General features: G+C 70.5%; 14 protein-coding genes. 6 read left to right on the plus strand and 8 right to left on the minus strand.

Annotated elements, in window-relative coordinates; translation table 11 throughout:
• Positions 1–411: 411 nt before the first annotated feature.
• The 4 genes from ADL29_RS27610 to ADL29_RS27620 form a co-directional block, all read right to left on the minus strand.
• Positions 412–1,884, minus strand: a complete 1,473-nt coding sequence (locus ADL29_RS27610; protein WP_053926298.1) for a lanthionine synthetase C family protein — start codon at positions 1,882–1,884, stop codon at positions 412–414.
• Positions 1,881–5,156, minus strand: a complete 3,276-nt coding sequence (locus ADL29_RS27615; protein WP_053926299.1) for a lantibiotic dehydratase — start codon at positions 5,154–5,156, stop codon at positions 1,881–1,883. Before ADL29_RS27615 ends, ADL29_RS27610 begins: the two co-directional genes overlap by 4 nt.
• 117 nt (positions 5,157–5,273) lie before the next feature.
• Positions 5,274–5,417 (minus strand): hypothetical protein, encoded by a 144-nt coding sequence (locus ADL29_RS43705; RefSeq protein ID WP_157878587.1) that lies wholly within the window; start codon positions 5,415–5,417, stop codon positions 5,274–5,276.
• 153 nt (positions 5,418–5,570) lie between these two features.
• Positions 5,571–6,542: a helix-turn-helix domain-containing protein gene (locus ADL29_RS27620; RefSeq protein WP_053926300.1), complete on the minus strand. Its 972-nt coding sequence runs from the start codon at positions 6,540–6,542 to the stop codon at positions 5,571–5,573.
• A gap of 583 nt (positions 6,543–7,125) precedes the next feature.
• On the opposite strand from ADL29_RS27620, the gene ADL29_RS43710 reads away from it, so the two are divergent.
• From ADL29_RS43710 to ADL29_RS27635, 4 genes are all read left to right on the plus strand, one after another.
• Positions 7,126–7,266: a hypothetical protein gene (locus ADL29_RS43710; protein ID WP_157878588.1), complete on the plus strand. Its 141-nt coding sequence runs from the start codon at positions 7,126–7,128 to the stop codon at positions 7,264–7,266.
• Positions 7,267–7,461: 195 nt separating this feature from the next.
• Positions 7,462–9,600 (plus strand): aminodeoxychorismate synthase component I, encoded by a 2,139-nt coding sequence (pabB, locus tag ADL29_RS27625; protein ID WP_053926301.1) that lies wholly within the window; start codon positions 7,462–7,464, stop codon positions 9,598–9,600.
• The gene (locus tag ADL29_RS27630; RefSeq protein ID WP_053926302.1) at positions 9,597–10,541 is read left to right on the plus strand and encodes a prephenate dehydrogenase dimerization domain-containing protein; all 945 of its coding nucleotides are present in this window, start codon (positions 9,597–9,599) and stop codon (positions 10,539–10,541) included. Before pabB ends, ADL29_RS27630 begins: the two co-directional genes overlap by 4 nt.
• Positions 10,542–10,589: 48 nt before the next feature.
• Positions 10,590–10,907 carry a chorismate mutase family protein gene (locus ADL29_RS27635; RefSeq protein WP_053926303.1) on the plus strand — a complete coding sequence of 106 codons (318 nt, stop codon included), beginning with the start codon at positions 10,590–10,592 and terminating at the stop codon, positions 10,905–10,907.
• A gap of 1,112 nt (positions 10,908–12,019) precedes the next feature.
• Here ADL29_RS27635 and ADL29_RS27640 read toward each other — a convergent pair.
• Positions 12,020–12,883: an SDR family oxidoreductase gene (locus ADL29_RS27640; protein WP_053926304.1), complete on the minus strand. Its 864-nt coding sequence runs from the start codon at positions 12,881–12,883 to the stop codon at positions 12,020–12,022.
• Positions 12,884–13,354: 471 nt separating this feature from the next.
• Here ADL29_RS27640 and ADL29_RS27645 point away from each other — a divergent pair, with 471 nt between their 5' ends.
• Positions 13,355–13,774, plus strand: a complete 420-nt coding sequence (locus ADL29_RS27645; protein ID WP_053926305.1) for an SgcJ/EcaC family oxidoreductase — start codon at positions 13,355–13,357, stop codon at positions 13,772–13,774.
• 13 nt (positions 13,775–13,787) lie between these two features.
• Here ADL29_RS27645 and ADL29_RS27650 read toward each other — a convergent pair whose 3' ends face one another.
• On the minus strand, positions 13,788–14,966 hold the full coding sequence (locus ADL29_RS27650; RefSeq protein ID WP_053926306.1) for an MFS transporter: 1,179 nt from the start codon (positions 14,964–14,966) through the stop codon (positions 13,788–13,790).
• A gap of 163 nt (positions 14,967–15,129) precedes the next feature.
• On the opposite strand from ADL29_RS27650, the gene ADL29_RS27655 reads away from it, so the two are divergent.
• On the plus strand, positions 15,130–16,020 hold the full coding sequence (locus tag ADL29_RS27655) for a helix-turn-helix domain-containing protein (RefSeq protein ID WP_053926307.1): 891 nt from the start codon (positions 15,130–15,132) through the stop codon (positions 16,018–16,020).
• A 102-nt stretch (positions 16,021–16,122) separates the two neighbouring features.
• On the opposite strand, the gene ADL29_RS27660 is transcribed toward ADL29_RS27655, so the two are convergent.
• Positions 16,123–16,689 (minus strand): flavin reductase family protein, encoded by a 567-nt coding sequence (locus tag ADL29_RS27660; protein ID WP_078971339.1) that lies wholly within the window; start codon positions 16,687–16,689, stop codon positions 16,123–16,125.
• The gene (locus ADL29_RS27665) at positions 16,683–17,867 is read right to left on the minus strand and encodes an acyl-CoA dehydrogenase family protein (RefSeq protein WP_046929865.1); all 1,185 of its coding nucleotides are present in this window, start codon (positions 17,865–17,867) and stop codon (positions 16,683–16,685) included. The genes ADL29_RS27660 and ADL29_RS27665 overlap by 7 nt, the downstream gene beginning before the upstream one ends.
• Positions 17,868–17,872 lie beyond the last annotated feature (5 nt).

The following is a 17,872-nucleotide window of genomic DNA, read 5'->3' on the forward strand; positions in this document are numbered from 1 at the left end:
GCCACAGGCGGTGGGGTGGGTGCGACTGAAGTCGGTTGCGCAGGGAATCCCCAGCGGCTGGCGAAAACGAAGGTGCTTTGAGCGTGTCCGGGTGATGCCGGGGCCTTCGGCTGAGCGTCGCAGCTGATCAGCTTACGGCCGGTGGCGCGCACACCGGCCGAAGAGCACCGGTGGCTTTCCCGCATCGAGGAGCCGCATTTCTCCATGAGTGGGAGGCATTGCAGCTGCTGGGACCGGCAGAATGCGCTGGCTACGCGTGGCCGCGCCGTCGCCGACAGAACCGGTCTCAGGACCGTCTGCCTTCCGCACGCGTCGACAACGACATCCCGGCTGCAGCCGGTCCCTGCAAAGGCCAGCCCAGATGCTTCTCAGCGTTGAGTCCGGTAACGCCACCCGCACGTGGGCTCCTGCTCAGCCGAGCAGCAGCGCGGCGTCCCACGGGCATAACGGTTTCCGCCCGGTGCCGTAGGTGTGAAGAGCGAGCGCGATGCCGGCAGCGCCTTCCAGGAAGCCGGTGCGGTGCGGCGCCATGGGCTGTCCGGACGTCAGCGCGGGACGATCGTAGGAGAACCCGAAGGGAAAGCCGGAGTCGTAGGCGTCGACGAGACTGCGGGCCAGACGGGGCAGCAGTCCGGCCAGACATGCGTCGGCGGTCTCGTCGGCCATCCGCCATGCGGTCTGCAGCAGTCCGGCCCACCCGTGACAGAGGGACCCCTCCATGACCTGGCGGGGTGTCAGGGCCGACAGCGCGTCGGTCAGCGCCCGGATCGCCGTGTGCCGCCATTCAGGTTCGCCGAGTGCGCGGCCGGCAAGGTACAGCACCCGGGCCACGCCCGGGGTGCCGTAACACCAACCGGTCACAGTGGCCCCTGGACCGCAGCCGGACGCGGGGGCGCCGGCAACAAACTCGTCGAATCCCACGACACGCGGCCAGCGCCCGCCATCGAGCCGGTAGGGGAGGACGTGCTCGACCAATTGGCGGATGGCCTCCGACTGGCCGGGTACCCGTACCCCGGACTCATGAGCGAGGGCGAGCAAAGCCAGCGGGCCGCATATACCGTGTGCCGCACCGAGGTTGAGGTGTCCGCGGGGGTACCGCGCATCCTGTCGGCCGGAGGGGCCCGTGGGCACCCACCAGCCCGGCACGTCCGCCCCGTGGGCGCGCACCGGGCGGACCAGCCGGACCAGGTACGACAGGGCCTCGGCGAGCGGCTTGCGGTGCCGGTCCCGGCTCAGTAGCAGATAGCGGCCGACACCGGTGACACCGCTGATGGTGTCGTAGGTGCGCATGGCCACTCCGGCGCGCCCGGCATCGAGGCGGGCAGCCTCCGCCCTGAGGACGGCGCGGAGGCCGGCGATGATCCGCTCATCGAGCTGCTTCAGAAGGGTGGCGTAGTCCGGCGGGTGGCGTTGCGCCATCCGGGCCGCGAAGGCCAGGGAAGTCACTCCGTCGTGCAGGCCGATGCCATGGTGGGTAGTCAGCTCGTGCAACGCCGCGGACAGATGGGCGTGGGCAGCGGTGCGGAGGGCCGGAGTCGACTGGGACAGCTCCGCGTAGAGCAGCGCGACCCCGCTGTGCCCCTCCGCCAGGGTTGGGCCGGGTCGGGGCGGACGTAGCCTCGGAGCGTCCGGCACGCTGTCGGGAACTGCCGTGGTCACCGCGATCCGGTCCGGGCGGCTGAGCCCCGCAGCCAGTGCGGCAACGATCCGTCGGGCTCGGTCCCGCGTCGAGGCGTCGTCGGGAAAGGTGCCTTCGCCCGATTCAGCCTGGGCATCCACCACACCGCTGTCCGGGACAGCGTGGTTCTGAGGATCGGCCTCCGGGGTGGTGGTGCCGGACGGGTCACCGGCCGATGTGGCGTTCGGCCAGTGCTCTCCCGTCACGCCTGCCCCCTTGTCCGCCGACCCCAGTGCGCCTGGACGGCGCCTCGCGCGACCGCCACCGACACCAGCTCCCCCTCTCGGTCGACGCCGTTCAGCCGGTTGTGGTGCATGTGGAGCAGGCTCGACAGCATCCGCCCGGACGTGGACCACGACCGGGCGTCCGGTCCGAGCAGCGCGCGCCGGTAGTCGGCCACTGCCCGCGACCGCCTGTCCCACGCGGCCAACATCGCCTCGCCGCCCGGGCGCGCACGCATCCCGGCCCAGTCACCGTAAGGGTCGATGAGTGCGACGGCCTCGGCGCGGCGTCGTTGGAACTCCTTGTGCCGGCTGTCCTTCGGATACGCCCGAACCAGCCACTCCGGCCCGCTCAGCTCACTGTCGGTGCCGTCCGCCGGCCCCAGGGGGACCGACGCCCCCTGCCAGGCCCGGAGCAGGTGAACGTAGCCGGCTGCCGCGACGACCAGAGGCTCGACCTCCAGCACGGCACGCTCACGCAGGGCGAGCGTTTCGACGACTGCCAGGCTGTCGGCATGGAAGGCACGTTCCGCGGCCGCCAACGCGTCGGGGCCGCCATAGCGCTCGTACTCCGGCGCGTAGGTGTCCAGCGAGAGCCGTTGGATCAGCCCGTGCGCCCGCAGGTCGGCGGCCCACCGGTGGACGTCCGGCAGCACCGTACCGGCAAGGGCCCCGGGTGTTCCGTGGAAGCGCAGGCGCACATGGTCGTCTTGGTCGCGGTAGCGGACGAAGAACCAGCGATCCACCGCATCGGGCAGGGCGTGGAGCAGGCGGGGAAGGTGCCGGCCGAGCAGTTCCTGGTGGCGGTCCGGGGAACAGTGAACCAGGGCGTACAGCCACTCGCCGCCGGGCAGGTGCTCGCCGCGCGACGGACCGGGCAGCAGCAGGGGGCGGTACGTCTCCTCCCGTCCAGGGGAGGCGGCCGAAGTGGTTTCCGTCGGTGTTGGGGGCGTGGATGCCGCTTCCGCCGGTGCGGACCCAGGCGGCGCTTCTCTCGTCTCCGCCGAGACCATCCTGGGCCGCTCGGGAGCCGCGGTCCGGGACAGCATGGGGAACACCAACTCATTGCGGTGGGCACCCCCCTCCCCCAGCAGCCACCCTGACGTGTCGTCAGCGTCCAGCACCTCGTGGAGTACGGCATCCGGGCGGCGCCGCAGCTCGCGACGGAGTAGCCGTAGGTGTGCCGGCTCGCTGAGGAGCAGTTCGATCCGCTGGTCGGAGTGGGTCAGGCAGATCCGCTCGGGCACCCGCCAGCGCTCCCGCCACGCGTCCACCCGCTCCACCCACCGGTCGAACGGCGCGTCCTGGTCGCACACCGTCTCCGCCGGCCGCCAGCGCGCCAGGGCAAGCACTGCACGCCCGTACCGCACTCGGGGGGTGTACGGCAGATCGTCGCCGGAGCCCCAGTCCCAGGGCCGGCACAGCCGGGCCCCGCTGCGCGGGATATCACCGAGCAGACGCGCCACGTTCGGCGCGTGATCGGGGTGAAGCCGGTGGTAGACGGCCGGCACCACTTCCCTGCCGTCGCTGAGCCGCACGACGAACAGTCGGTCGGAGTCGGCTCGCACGGCGAGGTCCTCGAGGTCCAGGTCACCGTCGCCCTCGGCGAACGCACCGACCGGGATGCCCGGCCCCAGCAGCCGAGGCGTCCGGGTCACGTTCCCGGCCCGTCTGCGCGGCCGGAACAGCACCTGGGCGCGTAGTGCATCTGCTGTCGCGCCACCGGCCCGGCTTTCGGCCGCCATGTCCGCCAGTGCCGTCCGGTCCTCGTCCGAGAACAGGTGGGCGAACCGCCCGAAACTGGCTCCCGCCTCGTCGACGGCCGAGTCCACCACCAAGCGGAACTCTCCGGCGCGCAGCGCGTCGGGCGAGGCGGCAACCAGCCTGGTGAACAACTCCAGTCCCGCGGGTGGCCTGCCGTGGTCGCGGGCGAGGCGGACCACGAGGGGATGGTCGTCGGTAAGCACCACCTCGACCACGCCGGTCACCGTCGCCTCCTGAGCGAGGTGGAGCAGGAGCCGATCGCGTTCGGCGTTCCGGGCGGCCTGGCCAGGCGACGTTCGGCAGCTCGGCGGGTGCCGGTAGCCGGCCGGCGCCCCCAGGCCGATGTCCGGGTCGAGTAGTTCCTTGACCGGGACAGCGCGGTCCACGCCGTATCGCTCCAGGAAGTCGCGGTGGTACCGGACCATCGGGGCAGTCGACGGGGTGTCATCGGACAGTCGCCACAACAGGTGTGCGGCCCGCTCCGCCTCGGCCCCGACCGCAGGTGGAATGCACACCTCCGCGTCCAGGGCCAGGTCCACCTGCACCAGGCGGTCCTGCTTACGGAGCCTGCCCATCCGATGGATGAGCGACTCCCACCCCGGCCGCCACGCCGAGTCGCCCGCGCTGGGCTTGATCCCCTCCGACTGTTCGCCCAATTCCCTTGCTATCGCGCGCAGTTCGGATATTTCTGGGATGCGCGACGGCGCGAGGGCCGCCAGTACATGGCCAATCGGGTCCGGGTGGTCGGTGGGCGGGTGCAGGTCGGTAAGCAGAACCTCGCTCTCCACCAGCCCCATCAGCATCTGGACGACGGTTTCGCGGTACGCCTGCGGGAACCGCTCGGCCAGCCGCTCCCCCAGGTCCATGAAGGGCACGGGTCCACGGGCCGACTCCACCGCGGCACGTACAGCCGCCGTGTACCGCACGCTCACCTCGCGTACCACCCGCTCGGCCGGCCGTTCGTCCATCAGGTCGTCCGGGCCGGTGGGGACCACGAGTCGGTCTCCGCGAACGACACACAGGTTGTTGGCCTGCACACGCAGACCGCGCACCACCTCGGGGCGGCGTTCCCACTCCCTGACCAGTACGGTGAGCCAACCATGTTCCGGCCGGAGCACACGCCGGTGGGTGGTGCCCAGACTCGCCCCCGCCTCCTGCGGCCGGGGCGCGATCCGTGCCACGGCCACCCCTGCCATCAGGCCGAACGGCGTGGCGCGGGTGGCCATGCGCGACCGGTAGGCGGTCAGCGCCCGGACTGCCCGCCGCAGGTCCGTCACCTGTCGTTCCGTTCCGGCCAGGGCAGCATCCCAACTGTGCGTCAGGGCTGTGCTGGAGACCGCAATCGCCTCCCGGAACTGCGCGTCGGAGGCCAGGTCGAGCAGGTGACCGGTCAGCCTGGCGGCCTCGTCATCGCCGCCTTCCGGAATGTCGACGACGGCCTCACGAGCCCGGTACGCCGGGTGCAGGGGGGCGCGCAGCAGAGCGAATCCCACACACGAGAACAGTGACTTCCCCGACACGGCCTTCCCTCTGTACTCCGGTTCAGCCCCACCGCCGACGCGTGAGTGGGCGCCACTCCGGGACCGGGAATGGCGCCCACCGGTGCTGCTTCAGCAGCCGATCGACAGGGTTTCGCATCGGACACCGATGGTGAACGCCGCTTCCTGATCGACCGGCGCAGCGGCGTCGCCCACCTCGCGGACGTCCAGGTCAAAGACGTCCTCATGCTCCTTGAGAGCCAGTTCCACGTTCATTACTACCGCCCTTCTCCGCCCATGCGGAAAACATGCGAGCACATGGTCTTTGGTCGCTGATCCCGCACTGGGCATCGGCAACGCCCTGTCAGAATGCCGGAGGTTGGCGATGCGGTCGTGAGCGCTGAGTCCACAACTAGGTTGGCAATGCGTTCACTCGCGACTGCGGAGGGTCTGGTGCCGGTGGTCGGTGGGGGTGGTGCCGTAGGCGGTGCGGTAGGCGCGGCTGAAGTCGGTGGCGCGAAGGAAGCCCCAGCGGGCGGCGATGGCATGGACGGGGGTGGCGTGAAGCGCCGGGTCGGTGAGGTCGCGGCGGGCGGCCTCCAGACGCAGGCGGCGGATCCAGGCGGCCACCGTGGCGTCCTCGTCCTCGAAGAGGCGGTGCAGATAACTGGTGGAGATGTGATGTGCGGCGGCGATCGAGGCCGGGGTGAGCTGCGGGTCGTGCAGGTGCTCCTGGACGAACCCCTTGATGCGCAGGGTGAGGGTGCGTTGGTGGGTCTCTGGAGGGAGACAGTCACCGGCTTCTAGTAGGTGGGCGAAGAGAGCGGCGACCAGATCGGTGAGTACCGCACCCAGCCGGGGTCCGTCACTGGGCTGATAGGGAGCGGTGTCTGCGGTCAGCCGGGTGACGAACTGTGCCAGCAGGGCACCCACCCCTTCTTGGGTCGACGCCGGCGTCCCGATCGCCCGGTCGGCCATGTCGCGCGGCAGCGGCAGCAGAGCCTTGGGAACCTCCATCCCCACCACCGCCGGATCCCCGGTACTGTGAACGTCGTTCGGCAGCGAGGAGGAGCTGATGAGCAGGTCGTGCGGCTTGTACTCGGTTTCCCGATGCCTCCACACGCCTCCCCCGGTCCCGCTGACGACGAGCGACAGATGGTACGTCTCGGGGTCGGACTGCCGGATCAGCTTCGGCGTACGCCGAAAGACCAGCGGCTGAAAGGTGCCGGACCAGACGGTGACGGCACCGAGGTCCAGCACCCGCTGTGAAGCCCAGAAATCATCGGCGTATTCGCTGCGCAGCTCCATGGGGGCATGGGTCCGGCCGAACAGCTCCACCCAGTAGTCGAAGCGGTCCGCCGCGGCCACATCCTCACTCCGAAACACCATCTCGCCCAACAACTGTCTTTCCCCGTCTCTGAAACCGCTGGTTCACATGACTCCTCAAAAGGTCACACGGTTCACTGGACACCCAGGTTCCAAGTTCTGCGACGCCGGGGCACAGCATGATGTCGCCGCAGACCATGGCGGCATGTGACGCATGCCCCAGACGCCGGCGAACTCGACCGTGTCTGACGGCAGATGGGGCCCGAGGACACAGACGCGGTCAGTCACACGACCACCGGATGCTGCCTCAGAGCTCCTCACGCAATTCGGACAGCCGTGTCCTCCGGCCGGCTGCAGCGGGTGTGGGACCAGGTTCCCGCATCGCCTGTCAGCGACCCTCCACGGCCTCACCGAACATGCCCTCCACCACGGCGAGTGAACGCATTGCCAACATAGTTGTGGACTCATCGCTCACGACCTCATTGCCACACTCCGGCATCCTGAAGAGGCGTTGGCCGATGCCCGTCGGAGAGTGCGGGACCAGCGACCGAAGACAAGGGCACCCGACGCCACAACGACCATCACCGCAGAGCCGCCATCCACGACCAACGGCAATGTGCTCGCATGTTTTCCGCGTGGGCGGAGAAGGGCGGTAGTAATGAAAGTGGAACTGGCTCTCAAAGAGCACGAGGGCATCTTCGACCTGGACGTCCACCAGGTGGCCGCCGCCGCGCCGGTCGCTCAGGAAGCGGCGTGCACCCTCGGTGTCCGATGCGAAACCCGTTCGATCAGCCGCTGAACCGGCACCGTTGGGTGCCCCGTGCACCGCGCCCGTGAGGCCACCGTCGATGTTCCCCAAGGCGCCTGCGACAAGGCCGCCACATTGACCGGCCACCTGCTCGACCTGGCGGATCCTCCTGGTGGAGACACTGCCGCTGTGAGCACTTCCTCGACGCCCCTCCAGTGACCCCTCAACGAGAAGGTGCCGGTCGCCATGCGCACTCTTCTGATCGACAACCACGACTCCTTCACCTACAACCTGTTCCAGATCATCGGCGAGGTGAACGGCCGGCCGCCGGTGGTGATCCGCAACGACGACGACTGGTCCCGGGTCTCGGTCGGGGACTTCGACGGTATCGTCATCTCGCCCGGCCCCGGACGCCCGGACCGCCCCCGCGACTTCGGAATCAGCCGACGGGCCATCGAGGAGAGCGGCCTGCCCATCCTCGGTGTCTGCCTGGGCCACCAGGGCATAGCCCAGTTCTTCGGTGCGACCGTCGGCCTGGCCCCCACCCCCGTGCACGGACGGGTCTCCGACATCCGGCACACCGGTACCGGACTGTTCAAGAGGTTGCCCTCGCCGCTGTCGGTCGTGCGCTACCACTCGCTGGCCGTCTCGGACCTGCCGCCGGAGCTCGAAACCGTCGCCTGGACCGACGAGGGTGAGGTGATGGGATTGCGCCACCGTGAAAGGCCTGTCTGGGGCGTGCAATTCCACCCCGAATCCGTCGGCAGCCAGGGCGGCAGGGAACTCCTGGCCAACTTCCGGGATCTGGCTCTCGCCGCCGCGCGCCGCTCCGCGCCGGCCCATTCCCCCACATCCGGTGACGCCGCCCCCTACCCCTGCCCGTACGAGGTGCATTTCCTCCGGGTCGGCGGACTGCCCGACGCCGAACTGGTCTACCGCACTTTCTTCGCGGGCTCCGACTCGGCCTTCTGGCTGGACAGCAGTGCTGTCCTCGACGGGCTCTCGCGCTTCTCGTTCCTCGGCAACGGAGACGGCCCGCTGGGCGAGTACCTCACCTATCGCGTCGCCGACGAGTCCGTGACCGTCCGCCACTCGGACGGCCGGTGCGTCGAGATCCGCCAGTCGTTCTTCTCGTACCTGGAGGAACAGATCGGCCGGCGCCACATTTCCGTACCGGAAGGGCTGCCTTTCGAGTTCAACCTCGGCTATGCCGGCTACCTGGGGTACGAGCTGAAGGCCGAGACGATCGGCGACGCCGCATACCGCTCCGACAACCCGGACGCGGCGCTGGTGTTCGCCGACCGGCTGATCGTCCTGGACCATCAGGAACGGCAGGCGTTCGCGCTCTGCCTCGGCCTGCGCGGCCAAGACCAGGAGCCCAGGGCTTGGCTGGACGACACCGCCCGGCGGCTGACCGCGCTCGCGGACCGCGACGTCCCGGCCCCGGCCGCACCGGTGCTTGCCGGCGGTGGCCTCGGATTCGGCGGTGCCGCGACCGTCCGGCACGACAAGGACACCTACCTCAAGCGCATCGACGAGTGCCTGGCGGAGATCAGGAACGGCGAGTCGTACGAGATATGCCTGACCAACATGGTCTCCGTGCCCACCGGAACCGCCCCACTGCCTCTGTACTCCTTGCTGCGTCGCATCAGCCCCGTGCCCTACGGCGCGCTTCTCGAATTCCCTGGCATGGCTGTGCTCAGCGCCTCCCCGGAGCGGTTCCTGACCGTCGACGCGTCCGGCGGCGTGGAGTCCAAGCCCATCAAGGGCACCAGGCCGCGCGGTACCACCCTCGAGGAGGACGAAGCGCTCCGGCAGGACCTCCTCACCCGGGAGAAGGACCGCGCTGAGAACCTGATGATCGTCGACCTGCTGCGCAACGACCTCAACACGGTCTGCGAGGTCGGCTCCGTTCATGTGCCCAGGCTGTTCGACGTCGAGACCTATGCCCCGGTGCACCAGCTGGTCTCGACCGTCCGCGGCACACTCCGTCCGGGCCAGTCCGCCGTCGGCTGCGTCCGGGCGGCCTTCCCCGGCGGTTCGATGACGGGTGCGCCCAAGAGGCGCACCATGGAGATCATCGATCGGCTGGAGAACGGCCCGCGAGGGGTGTACGCGGGGGCGCTGGGCTGGTTCTCCCTCAGCGGTGCGGTGGACCTCAGCATCGTGATCCGCACCCTGGTGGTGAAGTCCGGGACGGCTGAGTTCGGAGTCGGCGGCGCCATTACCGCCCTCTCCGATCACGAGGAGGAGTTCACCGAGACCCTGGTCAAGGCGCGTGCCCTGCTGGCCGCGATCGAGGCGGCCGCGGAAGCGGACGACGCGGGCGGGAGAGTCGCGCCGGTCCCGACGGCCGCCGGAGCCGCCGCGGGCGGGCTCGCATGACGGCCCCTGGATTGCGACGCTGTGTCGTGGTCGGCGGGTCGGGCGCCGTCGGCGGCATGTTCCTTGAGCTGCTGCGCCCCACGGCCGATGAGCTGTGCTCGGTCGACACCGCTGCGCCCCGGTCGGGCGAGGCGAGCAAGGCCACCACCTGGCTCACCGCGGACATCACCTCCCTGAACCCCGGCGGCGAAGCCGCCCGGCGCATCGCCGCGGCCGACCTGGTGCTGCTGGCGGTCCCCGAGCCCGTCGCCCGCGCGGCGGCCGGACCACTCACCGCCCTGATGCGGCCCGGCGCCGTCCTCGTTGACACACTCTCGGTCAAGAGCCACCTGATCGCCGAACTCGCCGGGTGCCCCGGCCGGACCGAGCAGGTGAGCATCAACCCGATGTTCGCGCCCTCACTCGGCATCGCCGGACGGACGGTCGCCGCTGTGGTGCTGCGCGAAGGGCCCGGTGTCACCGCCTTCCTGGCCCTGATCGAGGAGTGGGGAGGGCGGCTGCTGATGCTCGGACCGGACGAGCACGACCGGATCACCGCGGTCACCCAGGCACTGACCCACGCTGCTGTCCTCGGTTTCGGGTTCGCCCTCTGTGAAGCCCCGGTCGACATCGGACAGCTGACAGCGGCGGCGCCGCCACCGCACGCGACGCTGCTGTCGCTGCTCGCCCGGATGGCCGGGGGCGCCCCCGAGGTGTACTGGGACATCCAGGCAGCCAACCCGCATGCCGCACAGGCGCGTGACGGCTTGGCGAAGGCGCTGCGGCAGCTCGCCGACCTGGTGGCCGACGGGCAGGAGCGGGACATGGCGTCCGCGTTCGCCCGGATACGGGGCTTCCTGGGCCCCGAACTTACGCAGTATCAGATGCGCTGCGAGCGGGCGTTCGCGGCGCTCCAGGCCCCGCCGACGCAGTGCGACAGCCCTGCCCCCAGCGACTCTTGACGGCTCCAGAGTCCTGATGACCTGCGACGAACGAAAGTGGTGTGCTCCATGACCGACGTAACGAATGAGCAGAACGGCGAACAGCGGCTGGCGCGGCTGCGGGCCGAACTCGACGGTATCGACCAAGAACTCCTCGAAGCACTGCGGCGACGGATCGACTGCTGCGTCCGCATCGCGCGGCACAAATCGGCGTTTGACGTCCCGATGATGCAGCCGGGCCGGATAGAGCTGGTCAAAGGCCGGGCGGCACAGTATGGGGAGACGCACGGCATCGACACCGGATTCCTGGAGAACCTGTACGACCTGATCATCGGCGAGACCTGCCGGGTCGAGGACCTGGTCATGGGGAATGGCGCGACGCGATGAAGACCTCACCGACGGGTGCGTCACCCGTCACCGCCGTCAGCCGTGCTCCTCCTTCGAGGGAAGTACGGCAGAGCCTCCGTTGCTCCGGCCGGAGCAAGGGATCCGGCCGGGCTTCCTATGCCATCACCCGCGACACGCCGGCCCGGATCGTCCTGCTCACAACAGCTACCGGCTCAGGCCACCTGGCAGCGCCGATACCACTTTCTTCGCAACTTCGCAGGGCCGAAGTTCTGCATGATCGACTGTCAAGACTGGGGAATGGCTCCGCAGGGGCTGGACACAGCGACATGGGAAATGCCCCCGCCGTTCCTTCGTGGGCTGAGCGCGTCCGGCACGAGTATCGGCCGTGATCTTGAAAGCTGGTCCGGCGGGCTGATGGCGCCGGTCCTTCGGCACGGGTTCTCGCCGAGCTTCATCCCGTCTGACGGAGCCCGCCCCGGCCATTGTCTCCCGGCGTCAGTGCCGTCCCGTGGACTCGTGCTCACCGTCGGCCATCGTGGGCGCCCCCGCAGTCGACTGGGGAGTGGAGTTGCGGCGCTCTGCGGTCTCCCTTCAGACACGGGCAGACGTCGTTGCCACCCGGGCCGGACGGATGTGTTCCGCAGTACGCCTTGGGAGCTATGCGCCGTTCCACAGGGCTAGGGCCGACAGCGTCCGCAGCCGGCCTCACCCCTCTCGCAGGGGTGTCTGGCATGCCCTGTGCCCTCTCGGACGGCCCGCCCGTGACACAGCCGTTCACACATCTTCACGTTCACACGCAGTACTCGCTACTCGATGGTGCGGCCCGGCTCAAGAGGCACCGAAGGCAGCCGGCGAGTACCAAGACATCTTCGGCTAGGAGAACTTCTTCCGCCCGCGGCCCCCGCCGCGGTGACGCGCGGGTTGTGCACCTGCTGGCCGCGATGACCGGCGACGGACGCACCGTCAGTCAGCTGCCGTGCCCAAGGCGTCCGGCCCGTCAAACCGTCCCACGCTGTGGCGGTCTCGCGAAGATCCTCACACGTCCGGTGATCCGGCCGCTCTGACGTGGGCGTAGGCGGCCGGGCGTCGGTGCCGGAAGCCGCATGGAGCCGGCCCCCGGCACGGACGCTCCGGCCGCCGTCACCGTGCGCTCAGCGGAAGTCGGCGACGTGGTCACGGGCCCACTGGGCGAAGGTCCGCGGCACGGCGCCGGTGGCTTCCCGCACGGTGGGCTGCGGGCCCAGCGCGGAGGTGTCGAACGCGGCCGTCGCGTGCGGGTCGGCGGGGTTTCCCGCGTGATCCACGAAACCGAGCAGGAAGTCCGCGGCCACCGCGGCGAACCCTCCCTGGCGCACATACCGCTCCCGGGCCTCCTCCGGAGTGACCCGCTCGCAGTGGATCTCCTCCCCGAGGGCCTCGGCGATGGCCCGCACCTGGTCGCGCAGGCTGACCGGCGGCCCGTTGACCGTGTAGGCCGCGCCGTGGTGGCCGTCCCCGAGCAGCGCGAGGACGGCCACATCGGCGATGTCCCGCTCGTGCACGGGGAACCAGACCACGTCGAGGTTCGGGTGGCGCACCACCCGTTCCTCGCGGATGGACGGCCCCCAGAGGGCCACCTTGTTCGTCGCGAGCTCGCCCGCGCGCACATGGGTCCACTCCATGCCGGACGCCTCGACGGCCTGTTCCACCGGCAGGTGGTGGAGGGTGTCGAACCCGGCGGTCACGGCGCCCGAGGACAGTGTGACGACACGCTGCACCCCGGCCCGCTCGGCGGCGCCGACCACCTCGCGGACGGCCTGGGGGATGGGAAACAGATACATCCGTTCAACGCCGTCCAACGCCTTCCGGAGCGTGCCGGGTTCGGAGAGGTCGCCGGCGACGACCTCCGCCCCGGCGGGCAGGCCGGTCGTGGCCGGATTCCGGGTCAGGGCCCGGACCTCCACACCCGCGTCGAGGAGTTCTTCGGTCACGAGACGGCCGACGTTACCGGTCGCACCGGTCACCAGAATCTTCACTGACGTTCCTTCGTTCCTTGTTCACCAGGTTCCCCGGACCGGGAACCGTCCGACAGTCGTATGCCGTAAGGATTCTCCTCACGGTACGACTCTGACATCGCGGCCCGCCTGAGCGGATCCGGCGCAGTGTGACGGTGCGCAGTGTGACGGTGCGCACGGCACAGTTCTCGCCATCAACGCCGGCGTCCGACGGCGGACGTTCGGGGCGAAAACCCGTGATCGTCCTGGCGGGGCCGGACCGCGAAGCGCCTTCCCGAGCGTGCGGGCGGCGGGCGTTGGACCCGTTCCGCACACGGTCCGGCGCCCGTGGGCGCCCGCGCCACCATCGGCAATCCGCCGGTCGTGGCCGACAGTTGACGTTTGCCCTCGAGAGCCACTTGCACGTGCACGCACCTGTCGTCTTAGCGTGATCGGGAGGAGGAACGGAACGGACCCGTCCGAGGAGCACAATCCCCATCGAAGGAGCGCAACATGACCGTCCAGCCAGGCACTTCGACCTTCCAGTCCGACGACGCACGCCGCATCACGGCGCTCTTCCAGGAGCTGGAGTCGGCCTTCACCGAGCAGAACGCCGTGCGGTTCGACCGGCGCTTCACCGAGGACGTCGTGTTCACGGCGGTGGACGGCACACGGTTCGTGGGCTGGGAGGCGCTGCACGCGTATCACCGGGAGCGTTTCGGCGGGCACGCGGACGGCATCGAGACCTGGTACGAGATCGAGTCCATCACCTTTCCCAGCCCCGACGTCGCGGTGGTCTTCTTCCGACAGCCCGTCGCCATGGCGCAGCACCGGCGGGAGAACGTGGGCACCTGGGTGCTGGTCAGAAGGGACGGGAAGTGGTACGTGTCGGCCGGCCAGAACACGGGTGTCGTCGGCGCCTCCGCCTCCTGAGGCCGGTGCGCGCTCAGCGGTAGCGGGCGCGGCCCACGACGGCCGCGAGGGTCAGTGGAACGGTCAGCAGCGCGGCGATCAGGAAGAGCCGGCCGTACTGGTGGCCGGCGGCCGCGGCGGCCGTCATGCCGCTGGCGAGCGCGCTGCCGCCGTAGAGGCTGACGCCGAACATCGCGATGCTGGTGGCCCTGGCCGCCGGGACGAGCACGGTCGCCCACGACTGCAGCGTGGTGTGCATGAACGACCAACTGGCGCCCAGCAGCAGCGCGGTGACCGCCAGCGCCGGCAGCGACCGGCTCGCCGCCGCGACGGCGTAGGCCGCGGCCGCCTGCGCCCCGCCCACCAGGATCAGCGCGGCCGGACTCCACCGCCCCACAAGCCTCTTGACCACCTGCGCGAACCCCATGGCCCCGGCACCGTACAGCGCGGAGGTAGCCCCGGCCAGGGCCGTCGGCACGCCCCGGGCCTCCAGTGCGGGGGCCAGGTACGTCAGGAAGCCCAACAGTACGGCTCCTTCGACCACGGCGACGGCCATGAGGTACCACATCCAGCACGAGCCCAGCACGACACGGAAGGGTGCCAGGAGGGAACCGGCGGGCTCCCGTTCCGGCTCGGCCAGGCGCCGCAGCGCCCAGGCGAGGTAGGCGGCGATCAGGCCCGGCAGCAGGAACACCGTGCGCCAGCCGGCGTAGTTCGCCAGCACCCCGGCCACCACGGTGCCCAGCGCCGTCCCCAGGGAGATGGCGGTCATCAGGTCGCTGAGCGGGCGTTGGCGGAACTCGGCGGGCACCACGTCGCCGACATAGCTCAGCGAGGCCGGTACGCAGGCGGCGTAGCAGGCCCCGGCGAGGGCGCGGGCCGCGATCAGGACGGTGATGCCGGGGGCGAGGGTGGACAGCAGCGAGGCGAGCGCACCCGCCATGAGCGAGAGCCGCATCACGCGCACCCGGCCCAACCGGTCGCTGGCCAGCCCCCACAGCGGCTGCGTCAGGCCGTAGCACAGGAAGTAGACGCTGGCCGTGAGCACTGCAGTGGCCATGCTGACGCCGAGCCGGACGGCGATGAGCACCAGCATGGGCGTGATGCAGAAGCGGTCGAAGTTGCTGACGAACCCGGCTGAGCGCAGCAGCCAGAGGGAACGGCCGGACAGGGCGCTGGTGTCGGGGGGTGCGGCGGTCGGTACGGTGGACACGGGCGGGTCTCTCCTTTCCGGGCCCGGGCCGTCCCCGGGCTCCGTCAAGATCACCACCTCGGCTGTCCGGAGGGTCACCTCAGGCGATTACGATCGCTCACACTCTGCGGTGCGCGGTCGGGCGGACACCACGGCGCTACGAGGACGGGGAAGGGAAAGCGGAATGACCGGGGTGGAGCGGCTGTCCGGTGAGGGAAGCCCGGCGCAGGGAAGCCGGGCGCAGGCGCTGCGCAGGGAGCTCGGCGCGTTCCTCCGCTCGCGCCGGGAACGCCTCACCCCCGCCGAACTGGACCTGCCGGTGGCGCCGCGACGGCGCACCCCGGGGCTGCGCCGCGGCGAGGTGGCCGAACTGGCCGGAATCAGCGCCTCCTGGTACGCCTGGCTGGAACAGGGGCGGGTGCGCACCTCCGCGCAGGTGCTGCGGTCGGTGGCGCGGGCCCTGCGGCTCAACGAGGCCGACACCGCGCACGTCCTGTCGTTCGTCGACGATCCGGCACCGGGCGGAGGGTCGCCGGGGTGGGTCTCGCGCAACCTGCTGTCGCTGGTCGAGTCGGTCTCGCCGAACCCGGCCGCGGTCATCGACCCGCACTGGGACCTGCTCGCCTGGAACGCCGGTTACGCGGCGCTGTTGACCGACCCCGCGCGGCTGCCTCCCAAACAGCGCAACCTTCCGTGGCTGGTGTTCCGTTGGGCACCCGCCCGTGCCCTGATCGCCAACTGGGAGTCCGAGGCGCGCTCCCTGCTGGGACAGTTCCACGCGCACGCGGCCCACCACCCCGAGGACCGGCGGTACGCCGAGATCGTCGCCGAGGTCACCAAGGACCCGGACGCGGCCAACTGGTACGGCCGGCGGGAGACGGCGGCCTACCAGCCCGCGGTGCGCCACTTCAGGCACCCCGAGGTGGGGGAACTGCGGTTGCGCTACGTGAAGTTGGCCGCCGTCGACGAGCCCGGTCATCACTTCCTGTGCTATCTGCCCGATGACCGGGACGCCGAGGCGGCCGTGCGCAGGCTCACCGAGGGCGTGGACTCCCCACGCCCGCCGGTTCCCTGACCATGGGCGGGCCCGCGCGCCGCGGGGTTTCCGACGCCAGGAGACGGACCGGCCGGGCTCCGTCCGCTAGGGCCTGTCCGACCCTGACCCATCGGACAGGCCCTAGTCGGGCCAGGCCACGTAGCGGCGCCTGCCGTACAGCAGCGGCCCCGGGCCGGTCTCCTCGGAGGCGTCGGTCCACACCACCTCGCCGATGACGATGGTGTGGTCCCCGGCCGGGTGCAACCTGTCCACGCGGCAGCGGGCCAGTGTGTGGGAGTCCTCCCGCAGCAGGGGCACCCCGCTGTCGGGGGCAGCCTCCCAAGGCACCGACGAGAAGCGTTCCGCCGTGCGGCCGGCGAACGCCTCGGCGGCCCGGCGGCCCCGGCCGTGCAGGAGGTTGACCACGAACTCGCCGCGCTCGACCAGCACCGGCAGCGTGCGGCCCGTGTTCGAGACGCAGACCAGCAGCAGTGGCGGGTCCAGGGAGAGCGAGCACAGCGCGGTGCAGGTGAAGCCGTAGGGGTTCCCCCGTTCGTCGGCAGTGGTGATCACGGCCACGGCACCGGCGTGCGATCCCATCAGCGCGCGGAACGCCTCGGGGCCGATCCCCTCTTCCTCGCGCGCGGGCGACGGGGCCGGTGGCATCGTGGACGGGGTCGAGGTCACCGAGGTCACCGGCGTCACCATGAGAAGGTCCGCGCGTCGCGCAGGTTGACCCCGACCGCGGCCTTGCCGAGGTATTCCAGACAGTCGTGCGGCTTGGCGGGCATCACCGACGAGAACGACGCCTCACGGATCAGCCGCTCCAACGGGGCCCTGCCGCTGACCGCCGCCGAGCCGCACACCCGCACCGCGTCGCGTCCCAGCTCGGGTCCCACCTCGCTGACGACGTACTTCGCGGCGTGCACCATGGCGTTGGCCTCCACACTGCCGCGCTCGCTGTCGATGAGGTCGCCGGCCTCGTGCACCAGCGCGCGGGCCGCCCGCAGCCGGGCCGACATCCGCCCCAGGTCGTGCTGGATGACGGGGTCCTCGGCGCGCCGCGGCGAGGAGGTGACGTGGTCCACGGTGAAGCGGTAGATGGCCTCGGCGATGCCCAGGTAGGCGCCGGTGTACCCGGCGGTCATCCAGTGTGGTTCGCGGACGAGCTTGAACAGCGACATGCCCTCGACGCTGAGGTAGAGGCGGGAGCGGGGGACGGTCACCGCGTCCAGCGTCATCCCGGCGGTGCTGGTGCCGTTCATCGCGGCCATGCGGTGGACCTGGCCGAAGCTGACGCCCGGGTCGTCGGCGGCGACGACGAAGTGCGAGACCTCGCTGCTCTCGCCGCCCTCGGCGCGGGCCGCCACGACGTAGTAGTCGGCGGCCCCGGCGAGCGAGACGAAGGACTTCTCGCCGTTCAGGACGTAGTGCTCGCGGTCCTCGCTGAGCCGGTAGGTGGTGCTCATGCCGCGCAGCTTGGCGCCGTTGCCGGCCTCCGAGACGGCGGAGGCGAACATCCTGCGGTGGCTGACGACCTCGTCGAAGACCCAGGAGCGGAAGGCCTCCGCGGCCGGGGGCAGCGGCGTCCCCGCGGTGTCGGCGAGGGCGCCGATGACCACGTTGTGCATGTTGAAGCCCAGGGCCGCGGCACCGTTGCGGATGCCCAGCTGCTCCAGGACGCGTGTGTAGGTGCCGAAGCTGAGGCCGGCGCCGCCGGCCTCGCGGGGGATGAGCAGGCCGAGCAGGCCGGCCTCGCGCACGATGCGGTACGCCTCGTGGCCGTTCGAGCGGCCGGCGTCCACCTCGGCGGCCAGCGGCGCGAGGGTCTCGCCGGTCTCCACGGCGAGCTTGAGGAGATCGTCCACGTGTGTTGGCAGCGTCATCAGTG

The sequence above is a fragment of the Streptomyces chattanoogensis genome (assembly GCF_001294335.1).
GTDB lineage: Bacteria > Actinomycetota > Actinomycetes > Streptomycetales > Streptomycetaceae > Streptomyces > Streptomyces chattanoogensis.

Coding starts and splice junctions, on each gene's coding strand:
- ADL29_RS43705 (WP_157878587.1), bottom strand. CDS start 5,417: ATGAACGTGGAACTGGCTCTCAAGGAGCATGAGGACGTCTTTGACCTG.
- ADL29_RS43710 (WP_157878588.1), top strand. CDS start 7,126: ATGAAAGTGGAACTGGCTCTCAAAGAGCACGAGGGCATCTTCGACCTG.
- pabB (WP_053926301.1), top strand. CDS start 7,462: ATGCGCACTCTTCTGATCGACAACCACGACTCCTTCACCTACAACCTG.
- ADL29_RS27630 (WP_053926302.1), top strand. CDS start 9,597: ATGACGGCCCCTGGATTGCGACGCTGTGTCGTGGTCGGCGGGTCGGGC.
- ADL29_RS27635 (WP_053926303.1), top strand. CDS start 10,590: ATGACCGACGTAACGAATGAGCAGAACGGCGAACAGCGGCTGGCGCGG.
- ADL29_RS27645 (WP_053926305.1), top strand. CDS start 13,355: ATGACCGTCCAGCCAGGCACTTCGACCTTCCAGTCCGACGACGCACGC.
- ADL29_RS27655 (WP_053926307.1), top strand. CDS start 15,130: ATGACCGGGGTGGAGCGGCTGTCCGGTGAGGGAAGCCCGGCGCAGGGA.
- ADL29_RS27660 (WP_078971339.1), bottom strand. CDS start 16,689: ATGGTGACGCCGGTGACCTCGGTGACCTCGACCCCGTCCACGATGCCA.
- ADL29_RS27665 (WP_046929865.1), bottom strand. CDS start 17,867: ATGACGCTGCCAACACACGTGGACGATCTCCTCAAGCTCGCCGTGGAG.